The sequence below is a fragment of the Streptomyces sp. NPDC006174 genome, from assembly GCF_040614075.1.
In the GTDB taxonomy this organism is placed as follows: domain Bacteria; phylum Actinomycetota; class Actinomycetes; order Streptomycetales; family Streptomycetaceae; genus Streptomyces.
Map to the genome: position 1 here is coordinate 60643 of NZ_JBEXTJ010000019.1, position 13495 is coordinate 74137.

14 protein-coding genes, 1 other RNA gene and 2 pseudogenes are annotated in these 13495 nt (G+C 70.9%); 12 read left to right on the top strand and 5 right to left on the bottom strand.

Annotated elements, in window-relative coordinates; genetic code table 11:
- Positions 1 to 662, top strand: a pseudogene (locus ABZ267_RS31560) (hypothetical protein); the annotation flags it as partial.
- A gap of 199 nt (positions 663 to 861) precedes the next feature.
- On the opposite strand, the gene ABZ267_RS31565 reads toward ABZ267_RS31560, so the two are convergent.
- Positions 862 to 1062: a hypothetical protein gene (locus ABZ267_RS31565; protein WP_356753987.1), complete on the bottom strand. Its 201-nt coding sequence runs from the start codon at positions 1060 to 1062 to the stop codon at positions 862 to 864.
- A 259-nt stretch (positions 1063 to 1321) separates the two neighbouring features.
- Between ABZ267_RS31565 and ftsE the strand changes: the two genes are divergently transcribed.
- From ftsE to ssrA, 5 genes are all read left to right on the top strand, one after another.
- A complete protein-coding gene (gene ftsE / locus ABZ267_RS31570; RefSeq protein ID WP_015608884.1) occupies positions 1322 to 2011 on the top strand; it encodes a cell division ATP-binding protein FtsE in 690 nt (229 codons plus the stop codon).
- 57 nt (positions 2012 to 2068) lie between these two features.
- Positions 2069 to 2989 carry a permease-like cell division protein FtsX gene (ftsX, locus tag ABZ267_RS31575; RefSeq protein WP_018512317.1) on the top strand — a complete coding sequence of 307 codons (921 nt, stop codon included), beginning with the start codon at positions 2069 to 2071 and terminating at the stop codon, positions 2987 to 2989.
- A gap of 68 nt (positions 2990 to 3057) precedes the next feature.
- On the top strand, positions 3058 to 4245 hold the full coding sequence (locus ABZ267_RS31580) for a S41 family peptidase (RefSeq protein ID WP_356753990.1): 1188 nt from the start codon (positions 3058 to 3060) through the stop codon (positions 4243 to 4245).
- 18 nt (positions 4246 to 4263) lie between these two features.
- The gene (gene smpB, locus ABZ267_RS31585; RefSeq protein ID WP_356753992.1) at positions 4264 to 4752 is read left to right on the top strand and encodes an SsrA-binding protein SmpB; all 489 of its coding nucleotides are present in this window, start codon (positions 4264 to 4266) and stop codon (positions 4750 to 4752) included.
- 121 nt (positions 4753 to 4873) lie between these two features.
- Positions 4874 to 5261, top strand: a transfer-messenger RNA (tmRNA) gene (gene ssrA, locus ABZ267_RS31590).
- Positions 5262 to 5334: 73 nt separating this feature from the next.
- On the opposite strand, the gene ABZ267_RS31595 is transcribed toward ssrA, so the two are convergent.
- Both ABZ267_RS31595 and ABZ267_RS31600 read right to left on the bottom strand, forming a co-directional pair.
- A complete protein-coding gene (locus ABZ267_RS31595) occupies positions 5335 to 5544 on the bottom strand; it encodes a DUF397 domain-containing protein (RefSeq protein WP_356753994.1) in 210 nt (69 codons plus the stop codon).
- A complete protein-coding gene (locus ABZ267_RS31600; RefSeq protein ID WP_356754129.1) occupies positions 5541 to 6155 on the bottom strand; it encodes a DUF5753 domain-containing protein in 615 nt (204 codons plus the stop codon). Before ABZ267_RS31600 ends, ABZ267_RS31595 begins: the two co-directional genes overlap by 4 nt.
- 70 nt (positions 6156 to 6225) lie before the next feature.
- On the opposite strand from ABZ267_RS31600, the gene ABZ267_RS31605 reads away from it, so the two are divergent.
- Both ABZ267_RS31605 and ABZ267_RS31610 read left to right on the top strand, forming a co-directional pair.
- The gene (locus ABZ267_RS31605; protein ID WP_356753996.1) at positions 6226 to 6435 is read left to right on the top strand and encodes a hypothetical protein; all 210 of its coding nucleotides are present in this window, start codon (positions 6226 to 6228) and stop codon (positions 6433 to 6435) included.
- Between the two features lie 76 nt (positions 6436 to 6511).
- Positions 6512 to 6859, top strand: coding sequence for a VOC family protein (locus tag ABZ267_RS31610; RefSeq protein WP_356753998.1), 348 nt, complete (start codon positions 6512 to 6514; stop codon positions 6857 to 6859).
- Here ABZ267_RS31610 and ABZ267_RS31615 read toward each other — a convergent pair.
- Entirely contained in the window at positions 6837 to 8129 is a 1293-nt protein-coding gene (locus ABZ267_RS31615; protein WP_356754000.1) for an MFS transporter, read from the bottom strand. The two genes, ABZ267_RS31610 and ABZ267_RS31615, sit on opposite strands and share 23 nt — an antisense overlap.
- Before the next feature lie 102 nt (positions 8130 to 8231).
- Here ABZ267_RS31615 and ABZ267_RS31620 point away from each other — a divergent pair, with 102 nt between their 5' ends.
- The 3 genes from ABZ267_RS31620 (at position 8232) to ABZ267_RS31630 (ending at position 11987) form a co-directional block, all read left to right on the top strand.
- Positions 8232 to 9203, top strand: a complete 972-nt coding sequence (locus tag ABZ267_RS31620) for a LysR family transcriptional regulator (RefSeq protein WP_356754002.1) — start codon at positions 8232 to 8234, stop codon at positions 9201 to 9203.
- A gap of 157 nt (positions 9204 to 9360) precedes the next feature.
- Positions 9361 to 10692 carry a nitrate/nitrite transporter gene (locus ABZ267_RS31625; RefSeq protein WP_356754004.1) on the top strand — a complete coding sequence of 444 codons (1332 nt, stop codon included), beginning with the start codon at positions 9361 to 9363 and terminating at the stop codon, positions 10690 to 10692.
- Between the two features lie 143 nt (positions 10693 to 10835).
- Positions 10836 to 11987, top strand: coding sequence for a uroporphyrinogen-III synthase (locus ABZ267_RS31630; RefSeq protein ID WP_356754006.1), 1152 nt, complete (start codon positions 10836 to 10838; stop codon positions 11985 to 11987).
- A 155-nt stretch (positions 11988 to 12142) separates the two neighbouring features.
- On the opposite strand, the pseudogene ABZ267_RS31635 reads toward ABZ267_RS31630, so the two are convergent.
- Positions 12143 to 12703: pseudogene (locus ABZ267_RS31635) on the bottom strand (GNAT family N-acetyltransferase); the annotation flags it as partial.
- A 92-nt stretch (positions 12704 to 12795) separates the two neighbouring features.
- On the opposite strand from ABZ267_RS31635, the gene ABZ267_RS31640 reads away from it, so the two are divergent.
- Positions 12796 to 13482 (top strand): CGNR zinc finger domain-containing protein, encoded by a 687-nt coding sequence (locus ABZ267_RS31640; protein WP_356754008.1) that lies wholly within the window; start codon positions 12796 to 12798, stop codon positions 13480 to 13482.
- The last annotated feature ends 13 nt before the right edge of the window (positions 13483 to 13495 follow it).

Sequence of the window (13495 nt, forward strand, 5' to 3'; positions counted from 1 at the left end):
GTGGTGGCGACCAGGGTGGTGCCTCTGAGGGTGGCGACCAGGGTGGTGCCTCTGAGGGTGGCGACCAGGGTGGTGCCTCTGAGGGTGGCGACCAGGGTGGTGCCTCTGAGGGTGGCGACCAGGGCGGTGCCTCTGAGGGTGGCGACCAGGGCGGTGCGTCCGAGGGTGGCGACCAGGGCGGTGCGTCCGAGGGTGGCGACCAGGGCGGTGCGTCCGAGGGTGGCGACCAGGGCGGTGCCTCTGAGGGTGGCGACCAGGGCGGTGCCTCTGAGGGTGGCGACCAGGGCGGTGCCTCTGAGGGTGGCGACCAGGGCGGTGCGTCCGAGGGCGGCAACTCCGGTGGTAACACCGGCTCCACGGGCTCGACCGGCTCCACTGGCGGCGACACCGGCACCACCGGTGCCGGCACCACCGGGTCCGCGACCGGTGGTGGCGACGACGCCTGCACCGTCGAGTCCGGGGTCGTCGAGTGCGACGACAACACCGGTCCCAACAGCCTCGGCAACCAGCCGGTCGAGCAGAGCAAGGGCAAGGAAGAGCTCGCCGAGACCGGTGCGGCCGAGACCGGCTTCCTGGTCATCGGTGCCGCGACGATGATCGCCGGCGGCATCGGCTTCCGCATCCTGCCGCGTCTGGTCGGCGGCGGCCGCACGGTCGCCTAGGTTCTCGCCAGGGACCGCTGAACATCGCGTACGGGCGCAGCTGAACCCCGTACACGGCTCGGCGTGACGCACAGAAGGGCCCGGAAGGCCGTACAAAGCCTTCCGGGCCCTTCTGCGCGTACGAACCGCTCCGGCGGCGTACGCGGACGTTCTGTGGCGCCTATCCAGGCGCGGCGGCCCTCATCGGGTCGGAGGCGGCTCAGGCGGTCTGGTGGGCCAGCAGCGCGAGCGCCGCCAGCAGCACGACCATCAGCGCGATCAGCATGGCCGGATTCATCCCGGCCAGCGGGCCCTGGCCCTGCTCCTCCAGCATCTGCTGCCGGACCGCACGGCAGACGCGGCAGCGCCCCTCGCTGACGGGGGACGCGCAGTTCGCGCACACCAGTCGGTCATAGGTCATGCGCATTCCTCCTCCCGCGCGGCGGAGCCGCTGACTGCTCTCTCTCCGCACAACGCTCCGGGAAACGCAACCGTTCCCCCCACCACTGTGCCAGCTCCGGCCGGTTTCGGCGCGGCCCGCCGGACAAGGGAGGGTCCGACCCGATGCGTTCCGTACGACGATCTGCCATAAATCGCCCATTGCCGGACGCCGCCTGCACGCGTGAGCCCGGTTCGCGTATGGTCACGCTCACCTACTCCCGGCCGACCGTGGTGCATCCGTGATCCGATTCGACAACGTCTCCAAGACCTACCCGAAGCAGACCCGACCGGCTCTGCGCGATGTCTCGCTGGACATCGAGAAGGGTGAGTTCGTCTTCCTGGTGGGCTCCTCCGGCTCCGGCAAGTCGACCTTCATGCGGCTGATCCTGCGCGAGGAGCGCGCCAGCACGGGCATGGTCCATGTGCTCGGCAAGGACCTCGCGCGGCTCTCCAACTGGAAGGTGCCGCAGATGCGCCGCCAGTTGGGGACGGTCTTCCAGGACTTCCGCCTGCTGCCCAACAAGACCGTCGCGCAGAACGTGGCCTTCGCGCAGGAGGTCATCGGCAAGCCGCGCGGCGAGATCCGCAAGGCCGTGCCGCAGGTGCTCGACCTCGTCGGCCTCGGCGGCAAGGAGGAGCGGATGCCCGGTGAGCTCTCCGGTGGTGAGCAGCAGCGCGTGGCGATCGCCCGGGCCTTCGTCAACCGTCCGATGCTGCTGATCGCGGACGAGCCGACCGGCAACCTCGACCCGCAGACCTCCGTCGGCATCATGAAGCTGCTGGACCGGATCAACCGGACCGGCACCACCGTGATCATGGCGACCCACGACCAGAACATCGTCGACCAGATGCGCAAGCGCGTCATCGAGCTCGAATCGGGCCGTCTCGTACGCGACCAGGCACGCGGCGTCTACGGCTACCAGCACTGACCGAGGGCGCCTCCGGGCCCCTCGTGCATGTCGAGCATCGAGTACTGAAAGGACGCCATGCGCGCCCAGTTCGTCCTGTCGGAGATCGGCGTCGGTCTCCGTCGCAACCTCACGATGACCTTCGCCGTCGTGGTCTCCGTCGCCCTCTCGCTCGCCCTGTTCGGCGGCGCGCTGCTGATGCGCGAACAGGTCAGCACGATGAAGGACTACTGGTACGACAAGGTCAACGTCTCCATCTTCCTCTGCAACAAGAACGACGCCAAGGACATGCCCAAGTGTGCGAAGGGCGCGGTCACGGCGGAGCAGAAGGCCCAGATCAAGGCCGACCTGGAGAAGATGGAGGCGGTGCAGAAGCCGGTCCACTTCGAGACGGTCGACGAGGCGTACAAGCACTACCAGGAGCAGTTCGGCGACTCTCCGATGGCGGGCAACATCACGCCCGACCAGATGCAGGAGTCGTTCCGCGTCAAGCTCAAGGACCCGCAGAAGTACAAGGTCGTCGCGACGGCCTTCGCGGGACGGGACGGCGTGCAGTCCGTCCAGGACCAGCGGTCCATCCTGGACAACCTCTTCGAGCTGATGAACGGCATGAACGTCGTCGCGATCTACGTGATGATCCTCATGCTCGTCATCGCGCTGATCCTGATCGTCAACACCGTGCGCGTCTCCGCGTTCAGCCGGAGACGTGAAACAGGCATCATGCGCCTGGTCGGAGCCTCCGGCTTCTACATCCAGGCCCCCTTCATCATGGAGGCGGCCGTCGCCGGCCTCATCGGTGGTCTGCTGGCCTGCGCGATGCTGCTCGGCGGCCGGTACTTCCTGATCGACGGCGGTCTCGCGCTCCAGGAGAAGCTGAACCTGATCAACTTCATCGGCTGGGACGCGGTTCTCACCAAGCTTCCGCTGGTGCTCGCGATCGGCCTGTTGATGCCGGCCGTCGCCGCTCTCTTCGCACTGCGCAAGTATCTGAAGGTATGACATACGCCTCCCGGGGCGCACGGTCGATCACTCGTGCGCCCCAGGAGGCTTGTCCTAGACTCGGCGCCATGTCGGGTTGTTCGCACCGCTTCCGGTCCCGCGGCCTCTGCCGCGGGGTGACCCTGACTTTGGTCTTCGGCTGTGTCCTCGCCACCGGCGCGGCGACCGGTTCGCTGCCGCAGGACCCCGACCCCGTACCCGAACTCCCGGCGCGTGCCGTCGCCTCCACGCTCGCTCCGGTCGACCGCGAGGCGGTTCAGGACGCGGCGGCGAAGGCTGAGGCGGACGGGAAGTCCGTGAAGGAGGCGGTCGGCGAGGTCGTCAGCCGCAGCGGGGACCGGTGGGGCGCGGTGTACGACGAGCGCGAGTACGAGGAGTTCGAGCAGGCCCTCGACGGCTCGTACCTCGGCGTCGGCCTCTCCGCCCGCCGCACCGCGAACGGCGGCGTCGCCGTCTCCCGGGTCCAGCCCGGCGGTCCGGCCGACCGGGCCGGCATCCGCGCCGGCGACCTGCTCCGCACGATCGACGGCCGCCGCGTCGACAAGCGGCCCGTCCCGGAGGTCGTCGCCTTACTCCGCGGTGACGGTACGGGAGCCGAGGAAGGCACCCGCGTCGTCCTCGGTCTCGTACGGGACGGAGAACCCACCACACAGACGCTGAAGCGCGCCCGGCTGACCCCGGAGGCGGTCACCGTGAGCCGCCTGGGCACCGGCCGCTCCTCGGCGCTCCTCGTCAAGGTCGCCGCCTTCACCAAGGGCGCCGGCCAGGACGTACGGGACGCGGTCCGTGAAGCGCCCGACGACGCCGGGATACTCCTGGACCTCCGTGCCAACTCCGGAGGCCTGGTCACCGAGGCCGTCACCGCCGCCTCCGCCTTCCTGGACGGCGGCCTGGTCGCCACGTACGACGTACGCGGCGAGGAGCAGGCCCTGTACGCCGATCCGGGCGGCGACACCGAGCGGCCCGTGGTGGTCCTGGTCGACGGCGGCACGATGAGCGCGGCTGAGCTGCTGACCGGCGCGCTCCAGGACCGCGGCCGCGCGGTCACCGTCGGCGCGCGCACCTTCGGCAAGGGCTCCGTCCAGATGCCCAGCGAGCTGCCGGGCGGTTCGGTGGCCGAGCTGACCGTCGGCCACTACCGCACACCGGCCGGCCGCAGCGTCGAAGGACGGGGCATCACACCGGACCTGGTGGTGCGCGAGCGGGCCCAGCAGCGGGCCGAGACGGTATTGAGTGGCCTCGGGGGTGGGTCGTAGTGCGAAAATGACCGCACTATGGCTAAGGAAAAAGACACCGGGCGCAAGATGATCGCGCAGAACAAGAAGGCGCGGCACGACTACACCATCCTCGACACCTACGAGTGCGGTCTCGTCCTCATGGGCACGGAGGTGAAGTCCCTGCGCATGGGCCGGGCCTCCCTGGTCGACGGGTTCGTCCAGATCGACGACCACGAGGCGTGGCTGCACAACATCCACGTACCCGAGTACGTCCAGGGCACCTGGACCAACCACGCGGCCAAGCGCAAGCGCAAGCTGCTCCTCCACCGCGCCGAGATCGACAAGCTGGAGTCCAAGTCCCAGGAGACCGGCCACACGGTCGTGCCGCTGGCCCTGTACTTCAAGGACGGCCGAGTGAAGGTCGAGATCGCGCTGGCGAAGGGCAAGAAGGAGTACGACAAGCGGCAGACGCTCCGCGAGAAGCAGGACACGAGGGAGACGAACCGCGCCATCTCGGCGGCCCGCCGGCGGCAGCGCAGCGCCTGAGCAGGTCTGTCCGGGCCCTGCCCGGGGCCCGCCCGGAGGAATAGGCTGGCATCGTCCCGCGTTGGTCACGTACGATGGGCCGTGCACCTCAGCGAAGGTGCGCGTTTTGAAAAATCAACATGGGGATGATCGGTTTCGACAGCGGATGTCGAAGCAGGGGAAGCGAGTCGAGGAAGCGGCAATGATCTCGTAAACCATATGTCGCAAACAATAATCGCCAATTCCAAGCGCGATTCCTCCGCCTTCGCCCTCGCTGCCTAATTAGCAGCTAAGCGAAGACTCTGCGGAGTGTCAGCCCGGGGGTGATCCCGACCCGGATCCTGGCATCAACTAGGGATCTAAACTTCTAGGCCCGGCCACGGGGCCCAGAAGGAAATCAAACAGTGGCTGAGCCTGTCGGAGGCTTGTTCGCGTGACCTCCGGGGCTGAGAAAAGCGTAGCGAACTGCACTCGGAGAAGCCCTGGTTCCGCACCGTTGGACGCGGGTTCGATTCCCGCCATCTCCACCACCCCATGTAAACCTCTGCCCCGCGAGTTCGCTCGCGGGGCAGAGGTTTTTTCGCGTTCCGTTCCGGGCGTCGGTCAGACCCCGTACGCGTCGCTCTTCACGCCGTCGGTGAAGGCCGTCCACTGCGCGGCGGCGAAGTGGAGGCGCGGGCCGTGCTGGTTCTTGCTGTCGCGGACTGCTCGGCCGCCGTCGGAGAGCGGGGCCACCTCCACGCACGCATCCTGCTGGCCGCTGGCGGTGGCCTTGACGAACGGGCCGACGACGGTGGGGGTGGCGCTGGTCATGATGGGTTCCTCGTGTCTCGTTCGCGGCGCATCAAGTCCATGATGTCGGTGATGCGCGTCAGTGAATCTGCCGGGCTCAGCGCGCTGGCCCGGAGGTTGTCGAACGCGTCGGAGAACGCGTTGAGCTGTCCGGCCTGGTCCATGAACAGCGTTCCGGTCAGGTTCGCCACGCAGGCGACGCTGGGGTCGGCTGGGAAGTCGAAGAGCCAGAAGGACGACTGAACACCCGCGTGCGCGCCCGCCTCGAACGGCAGCACCTGCAACGTGATGTTGCTGCGCTCCGTGAGGCGGGTGAGGTGGTGGAGCTGGTCCAGCATCACCGCGTAGCCGCCGACCACCTGGCGCAGCGCGCCCTCCGTCACGATCGCCCAGATCTTCGGCGGCTGTTCGGCGTCCAGGATGGACTGGCGCTCCATCCGCACCTTGATCGGCGAGTCCACGTGGCCGGGCGGCAGCACCGCAGGTCCCGCCGTGATGATGTGGCGCGTGTACTCCGGCGTCTGCATCAGGCCCGGCACGATCATGCCCTCGAACGTCCGGATGCCGGGCGCCGAACCTTCCAGCGCGATGAAGTCGCGGTACTCGCGCGGCAGCGCGTCCTCGTAAGCGATCCACCAGCCACGGGACTTGGCTCAACTCGGATACCGCGTAACCCTTTTACCGTCGGAAGGCTGATCCTCCATGCTGCCCCGACCGCAGTACGCCGCCGCCCTCGCGGAAGGCAACCAGGCCGCTCACGACCTCGCCGAGGCGCTGAAGCCGGCCGGCTTCTCGCTGCCGTCGCTCTACGGCGACATCCCCACCATCACCGACAAGGCGCTCGTCCACCTCGGCCGCGCCTCCGCCGAACACGTCCGTGAGCTGGCCGCGTGGATCCGGCAACGGGCCTGAAGTGCCGGTTCCTGCCGGTGGGTTCTGGTAATCGTTGACGTGCCGTGATCCCCGTCCCCCTCGCCAGGAGCTGTCGATGACCGTCCGCCGTGTCATGCCCCTCGTCCAGTCCGAAGCCGTGCGGGAGAGCCGGGAGTTCTACGGTCTGCTCGGCTTCGAGGAAGTGATGAACCACGGCTGGATCATGACGCTCGCTCCGCCGTCCAACCCGGCCGCGCAGCTCAGCATCATCACCAGCGACGCGACGGCCCCGGTCACACCCGATATGAGCGTGGAGGTCGACGACGTGGACGCGGCGTACGAGGTCGTCCGGGCGAGCGGTGCGGAGATCGTCCATCCGTTGCGGGACGAGGAGTGGGGCGTACGGCGGTTCATGGTCCGCGACCCCGACGGCCACGTGGTCAACGTGCTGAGCCACCGCTGACCCGCGCCGCCCACGCGACGGCCAGGGCCAGCGCCGCCGCTCCCATCGGGGCCGCGTAGCCGGCGGCCGTGCCGGCGTGTTCCACCAGCCAGCCGCCCGTCGCCGCACCGGCCGCCACTCCGCCCAGCAGTGCGGTGACCGAGAGCGTCATGCCTTCGTTCAACTGGCCTGCCGGCGTCGCGCGTTGGACCAGCGTCATACCCGTGACCATGGTGGGCGCCGTCGCCGCACCTGCCAGCAGCAGGCAGAGCGCCAGGACCGGCAGCGAGGCGGTGGAGGTGGCGGCGAGCAGCGGCAGGGACATCAGCGCGGTCATGGCGGCCAGGCAGAGCAGCAGCCTGCCGTGGACGTTCCGCGCGGGCCGCAGCGAGCCGTAGACCAGCCCGGCCGCACCGGATCCCGCCGCCTGGAGCGCCAGGATCGCGCCTCCGGCGTGTGCGATCGAGACGACCTCCAGCGCACCGAACACCGCGCCGGTGGCGAGGAAGACCGCCAGCAGCGCGGGCATGCCGGGTATGCGGAGCGGTGAGACGGCCGTGCGCGTACGTGGCGTCGGCGGCGGTTCCGTCGCGCGCTGGGCCGCGAAGATCAGGACGCCGGTCATCAGCAGGAACGCGCCCACCAGCGTGCCGGCCTCCGGGAACAGCGTCCCGCAGAGCGTCGCCGCGAGCACCGGGCCGAGCATGAAGCAGAGTTCGTCGGCGGACTGCTCGAAGGAGTTCGCGGTGTGCAGCGCCGCCGGATCGCCTCGGTGCAGGTGCGCCCAGCGGGCCCGCGACATCCCGCCGGTGTTGGGCGTGGTCGCGGTGGCGGCGTACGCGATGAAGAGCGTCCAGGCCGGAGCCTCGTACCGTACGCAGAGCACCAGCGCGAGCGATCCCAGCACGGCGAGCGCGGTGGCGGGCACGGCGATCCTGGCCTGGCCGTAGCGGTCCACCAGCCGTGCGGTGAACGGCGCGACGAGAGCCGTCGCGGCGAGGCCGGTCGCGGTGACGGCTCCGGCGAGCGCGTACGAGTCCCGGGAGCCGGCGATCATGATGATCGCGCTGACGCCGAGCATCCCCATCGGGAGCCGCGCGATCAGATTGCCGGTGGTGAAGGCACGGGCGCCGGGCGTGGCGAGCAGGCGGAGGTAGGGGTTGGCGGACGGCGGCCGACGTGCGGCCTTGGGTGCCGCGCGCGGAGCCGCCACCAGTTGGCCCCCGGCGACCGTCAGCAGCGGCGTGGACGTCGTACGGGCAGGCGGAGCGGGCGCGGGTGATCTCGGCATGAGGCCAGCCTCGCCGCGCTCCGCCTCTCCGGTCCAACACCTTCTCGCCGCTCATTCACGCACCACTGTTGTGAATGGTCCGCCGCGTTGTAGATTCACCGCGTGCCCGTCCCCGACACCGCTCCGCGACTCCTGCGTGCCTTCCTCGCCGTCGCCGAGGAGCTGCACTTCACCCGCGCCGCCGCTCGCCTCTTCGTCGCGCAGCAGGCGCTGAGCCGGGACATCCGGCGGCTGGAGCGCGAGCTCGGCGCGGAGTTGTTCGTCCGCACCACCCGGCAGGTCACGCTCACGCCGGACGGTGAGCGGCTGCTGCCGTACGCGCGCCGCGTGCTCGACGCCCACGCAGGGCTCGCCGCGGCCTTCGGCGGCGGGGCCGCGCGGCCGCTGCTCGTCGACCTGAACTCGGACGGGATGACCGCCGCTCGCGTGCTGGAGCGGGCCCGGCAGCTCGCTCCGGAGTGCGAGCTGATGGCGCGGTTCGAGTCCGGGCTGACCTGGGCCGCCTCCGAGATCCTGGCGGGCCGGCTGGACGTCTCCTTCGGCCGGGCCGCCGGGCTCGCTCCGGCGGTGCGGGCCGGACTCTCCGTACAGCCGGTGCGGTACGAGCCGATGGCGCTGATGCTGCCCGCCGCGCATCCGCTCGCCGGGCGCGCGACCATCCCGCTGTCCGAACTGTCCGGGACGACCGTCTACGCGGGAGCGGGCAACGAGCGGACGCGGGAGTGGACGGAGCTCGCGGCGCTGCTCTTCGCCGAGTGGGACATCCAGCTGGCACCGCCCGTTCCGCTCGCCGTCGGCGTGGCCGAATTCCAGCGGGTCATGGCCAAGGCCGGCCACCCGGTCCTGGCCGTGGTGGACTTCCCGCCGCTGCCGGGCGCGGTGGTGCGTCCGCTCGTCGATCCCGTTCCGCTGTCGCCGCTGGCGCTGGTCCGGCGCAAAGGACTGCACCATCCCGGCGTCGACGCTCTGCGTACCGCTGCTGAGCAGTTGGCCCTGCGGAACCGGTGGCTCGAGCGGCCCTCCGGCAGCTGGCTGCCGGAAGGCGACCTGGCGCTGATGCGCAACCCTTCCTGACCACGGGCCACCTCACCGGGCCGCCTCCGGCCCGGTGAGAGCAAGGTTGCCCACCGGTCACCTCGCGGCACCGCACCGAAACGCGCGCTCCCTAGCGTCGGGACCAACACCCCGCAGCGACGGGGACACCACCCCGACCACCCTGTGGAGGCGCGTGATGGCAGGCCGTTGGATCGAGACCTGGGAGCCGGAGGACGAGACGTTCTGGCGGGAGAAGGGCGAGCGGGTGGCCCGCCGCAACCTGTGGTTCTCCGTGCTCTCCGAGCACATCGGATTCTCCGTCTGGACGCTCTGGTCGGTGATGGTCCTGTTCATGGGACCGGAGTACGGCGTCGACCCGGCCGGCAAGTTCTTCCTGATCTCCACCGCCACGCTGGTCGGAGCACTGGTACGGGTGCCGTACACCTTCGCCGTCGCCCGGTTCGGCGGCCGCAACTGGACGATCTTCACCGCGGTGAGCCTGCTCGCTCCGACGCTCGCCGCGTTCTGGGTGATGGAGCCCGGGACCTCGTACGGCACGTTTGTGGCGGTCGCCGCGCTCACCGGGATCGGCGGCGGCAACTTCGCCTCCTCGATGACCAACATCAACGCCTTCTTCCCGCTCCGGGAGAAGGGCTGGGCGCTCGGCCTCAACGCGGGCGGCGGCAACATCGGCGTCCCCGTCGTCCAGCTCATCGGCCTCCTCGTCATCGGCACGCTCGGCGCCGCCCATCCTCGGCTGGTCCTCGGCGTCTACATCCCGCTGATCGTGGCGGCCGCCGTCTGCGCCGCGCTGTACATGGACAACCTCCGGCCCGTACGCAACGACACCGGCGCCGCGCGGCAGGCCGCCAGGGACCCGCACACCTGGATCATGTCGACGCTCTACATCGGCACGTTCGGCTCGTTCATCGGCTACAGCTTCGCCTTCGGCCTGGTCCTCCAGACCCAGTTCGGCCGCACTCCGCTCCAGGCCGCCTCGCTCACCTTCATGGGCCCGCTCCTCGGCTCACTGATCCGGCCCTTCGGCGGACGCCTCGCCGACCGGCACGGCGGTGCCCGGATCACGCTGGCCGCCTTCACCGCGATGGGCGCCGCCACCGCCATCGTCATCCACGCCTCCGCCACCGCGTCCTTGCCGGTCTTCCTCGTCGGCTTCACCGCGCTCTTCGTCCTGACGGGGCTCGGCAACGGGTCGACGTACAAGATGATCCCGGGCATCTTCCACGCGCAGGCGGTCGAGAAAGGGCTCGACGGCGAGGCGGCCGCCGCGCACGGACGGCGGCTCTCCGGCGCCGCGATGGGCTTCATCGGTGCCGTCGGCGCGCTCGGCGGCCTCGCGATCAACCTCGCGTTCCGCCAGTCCTTCCAGACCTCCGGCACCGGCACCGCCGCCTTCTGGTGCTTCCTCGCCTTCTACGCCGTGTGCTCCGCACTCACCTGGGCGGTATACCTTCGCCGACCCGCGCCCGTACCCGCGAAGGCCCAGGTCGGTTACGCAGAGGTGTAGCAGCCACCAGGAAGGCGACGATCCGGCCACGGCTGACGTAACGGCCGGGAAATACGGGGGAACCGAGACCGTCACGGACCGTTGGCAGTCTCGGGCTTCCGCACATCGCGTACCAGCAGGACCACGAGAGCCGGGAACACGCCATGCAGGACGACGAGACCACGCACGGCCCTCTCGCGGGCTTCACGGTCGGAGTGACCGCCGCCCGCCGCGCCGAGGAGCTCGCCACGCTCCTCAAGCGGCGCGGCGCCGCCGTCCAGCACGCGCCGGCCCTGCGGATCGTTCCGCTCGCCGACGACAGCGAACTCCTCGACGCGACCGCGGAGTTGATCGACCACGCGCCCGATGTGGTGGTCGCCACCACCGCGATCGGCTTCCGCGGCTGGGTGGAGGCGGCCGACGGCTGGGGCATCGGCGACGCGCTCCTGGAGCGGCTGCGCGGCGTCGAACTCCTCGCCCGCGGACCCAAGGTCAAGGGCGCGGTCCGGGCCGCCGGACTCACCGAGGCCTGGTCACCCGGGTCCGAATCGATGGCCGAAGTCCTCGACCGGCTCCTCGGCGAAGGCGTCGCGGGCCGCCGCATCGCACTCCAGCTGCACGGCGAACCGCTGCCCGGATTCATCGAGTCGCTCCAGGCGGCGGGCGCCGAGGTCGTCGGCGTTCCCGTCTACCGCTGGATGCCGCCGCAGGACATCGCGCCGCTCGACCGGATGCTCGACGCCACCGCCGCCCGGGCCCTGGACGCCATCACCTTCACCAGCGCTCCCGCCGCCGCCTCGTTCCTGGGCCGCGCGGAGGTACGCGGACTGCTGCCGGAGATCCTCGGAGCGCTGCGCGACGACGTCCTGGCCGCCTGCGTCGGACCGGTCACCGCGCTTCCGCTCCAGGCCCGGTCCATTCCCACCGTCCAGCCCGAACGCTTCCGCCTTGGCCCGCTCGTCCAGCTGGTCTGCACCCAACTTCCCACCACCGCACGAGTCCTGCCCATCGCCGGCCACCGCGTCGAGATCCGCGGCCACGCCGTGCTGGTCGACGACGAACTCCGCGCGGTCCCGCCCGCCGGCATGGCCCTCCTGCACACCTTGGCCCGCCGTCCCGGCTGGGTGGTGGCCCGCGCCGACCTGCTGCGGGCCCTGCCCGGCAGCGGCACCGACGAGCACGCGGTGGAGACGGCGATGGCCCGGCTGCGCTCCGCGCTCGGAGCGCCGCGCCTGATCCAGACCGTCGTCAAACGCGGCTACCGGCTCTCGCTGGACCCGACCGGCGACACACCGGGCTCGGCTTCGCCACGCTGAGCGGCGATCCTCCCGGTCGAGGCCGCCGGCACATCACCGCGCCGAGTGCTGATCCGTCCGGCCGAGGCCGCCGGCACATCACCGCGCTTAGCGCTGACCCGTCCGTCCGAGGCCGTCGGCACGTCACCGGGCTGAGCGCTGATCCGTCCGTCCGAGGCCGCAGGCGCCCGGCGCACGTGCAGGTGGCCGTCGAGCGGGAACTCCGGCGGCCGCGCGCTCAGCAGCTCCGCGAACGCGTAACCGCTCTTCTCCGCCACCCGGCACGACGCCACGTTGTCCACCTGGTGCAGCAGCTCCAGCCGGACCAGCCCATCGGCCGCGAAGGCCGTGAACGCCCAGGCGGTGAGCGCCTCCAGGGCCCGGGACGCCACACCGCGTCCGCGCGCCCGCGCCGCCGTCCAGTAGCCGACCTCGGCCCGCCCGGCGTCCGGGTCCGGCCGCTTCAGCACGAGGTTGCCGACCAGCTCGCCGTCCCGGCCGGTGTCGATCACGGCGAAGCTGAACCGGGTCCCGGACCGCCATCCCTCGCGCTGCGACTCCATCCGGCGGGCCGCCTCCTCGGGCGTGGACACGGGCAGCCGCACCCACCGCCGCATCACCGGATCGTCGTACGCCTCCAGCAGCGCCGGGACGTCCTCCTCGCGCCAGGGCCGCAGCAGCAGCGCGCCGGCGGTGAGCGTGAGCGTCTCCGCGGCCGTTCCGCCGTGATCGTTCATGGCCGTCACGGTAGCGGGGGTTACGGCCGGGGCCCGGCGGGGGCACTCTGGAGGGTGGCATCCGACCGGTGACCCGAGGCGGTGACAGGCACATGGCAGCGGGCAGGGGCGCGTACGTGTGGCGGTTCGACTCCGGCCGGATCTGTCTCGACCTGGTGGCCACCGGGCCCGCCGGCGGGACACCTCGCGCGCGGGAACAACTGGAAGGACCGGCGCGGCTCGCCGACTGGCTGACAGCCGTCCGGCTCGTCCCGCCCGGCACCGTACTGACCTCGCTGGACGCCGGCTGGCTGTCCCGGTTCCGGGAGCTGCGGACGGACGTGGACCGGCTGATGTCGGCCCAACTGGCGTACGAGCGAAGCAGGATCGGCCCGCCGTCGCCTCAACTCACCTGCGCCGCCTACGGTCGGGCCCTGGACCGCGTCAACTCCCTTGCCGCGCACGCCCCGCCGGGACCGCGTGCGGTGCGTGGTGAAGGCGGTGCGCTGGTACGGACCCTGAGCGCCGAACCCGACTGCGCGGGGCTCCTCGCGGTCGTGGCGCGGGACGCGGTGGACCTGCTCACCGACCCGGTGGCGTGCGGAGCGCTGCGCCGGTGCGCTGGCGGCGCCTGCCACCGGCTCTACCTGGACACCTCGCGCGGCGGCCGCCGCCGCTGGTGCTCCGGCGAAGTCTGCGGCAACCGCGAACGGGTCGCCCGGCACCGCCGCCGTACCGCCGCCGCACCCGCAGCGGCGGCGGCGGAGAGCTCCTCGGACGGTTCAGCGAAAGAAATATGACCCGGCGTTGAAC

Bases quoted from the DNA above. Each gene is read 5' to 3' on its own strand.
- ABZ267_RS31565 (WP_356753987.1), bottom strand. From the start codon at position 1,062: ATGACCTATGACCGACTGGTGTGCGCGAACTGCGCGTCCCCCGTCAGC.
- ftsX (WP_018512317.1), top strand. From the start codon at position 2,069: ATGCGCGCCCAGTTCGTCCTGTCGGAGATCGGCGTCGGTCTCCGTCGC.
- ABZ267_RS31580 (WP_356753990.1), top strand. From the start codon at position 3,058: ATGTCGGGTTGTTCGCACCGCTTCCGGTCCCGCGGCCTCTGCCGCGGG.
- smpB (WP_356753992.1), top strand. From the start codon at position 4,264: ATGGCTAAGGAAAAAGACACCGGGCGCAAGATGATCGCGCAGAACAAG.
- ABZ267_RS31595 (WP_356753994.1), bottom strand. From the start codon at position 5,544: ATGACCAGCGCCACCCCCACCGTCGTCGGCCCGTTCGTCAAGGCCACC.
- ABZ267_RS31605 (WP_356753996.1), top strand. From the start codon at position 6,226: ATGCTGCCCCGACCGCAGTACGCCGCCGCCCTCGCGGAAGGCAACCAG.
- ABZ267_RS31610 (WP_356753998.1), top strand. From the start codon at position 6,512: ATGACCGTCCGCCGTGTCATGCCCCTCGTCCAGTCCGAAGCCGTGCGG.
- ABZ267_RS31615 (WP_356754000.1), bottom strand. From the start codon at position 8,129: ATGCCGAGATCACCCGCGCCCGCTCCGCCTGCCCGTACGACGTCCACG.
- ABZ267_RS31625 (WP_356754004.1), top strand. From the start codon at position 9,361: ATGGCAGGCCGTTGGATCGAGACCTGGGAGCCGGAGGACGAGACGTTC.
- ABZ267_RS31630 (WP_356754006.1), top strand. From the start codon at position 10,836: ATGCAGGACGACGAGACCACGCACGGCCCTCTCGCGGGCTTCACGGTC.
- ABZ267_RS31640 (WP_356754008.1), top strand. From the start codon at position 12,796: ATGGCAGCGGGCAGGGGCGCGTACGTGTGGCGGTTCGACTCCGGCCGG.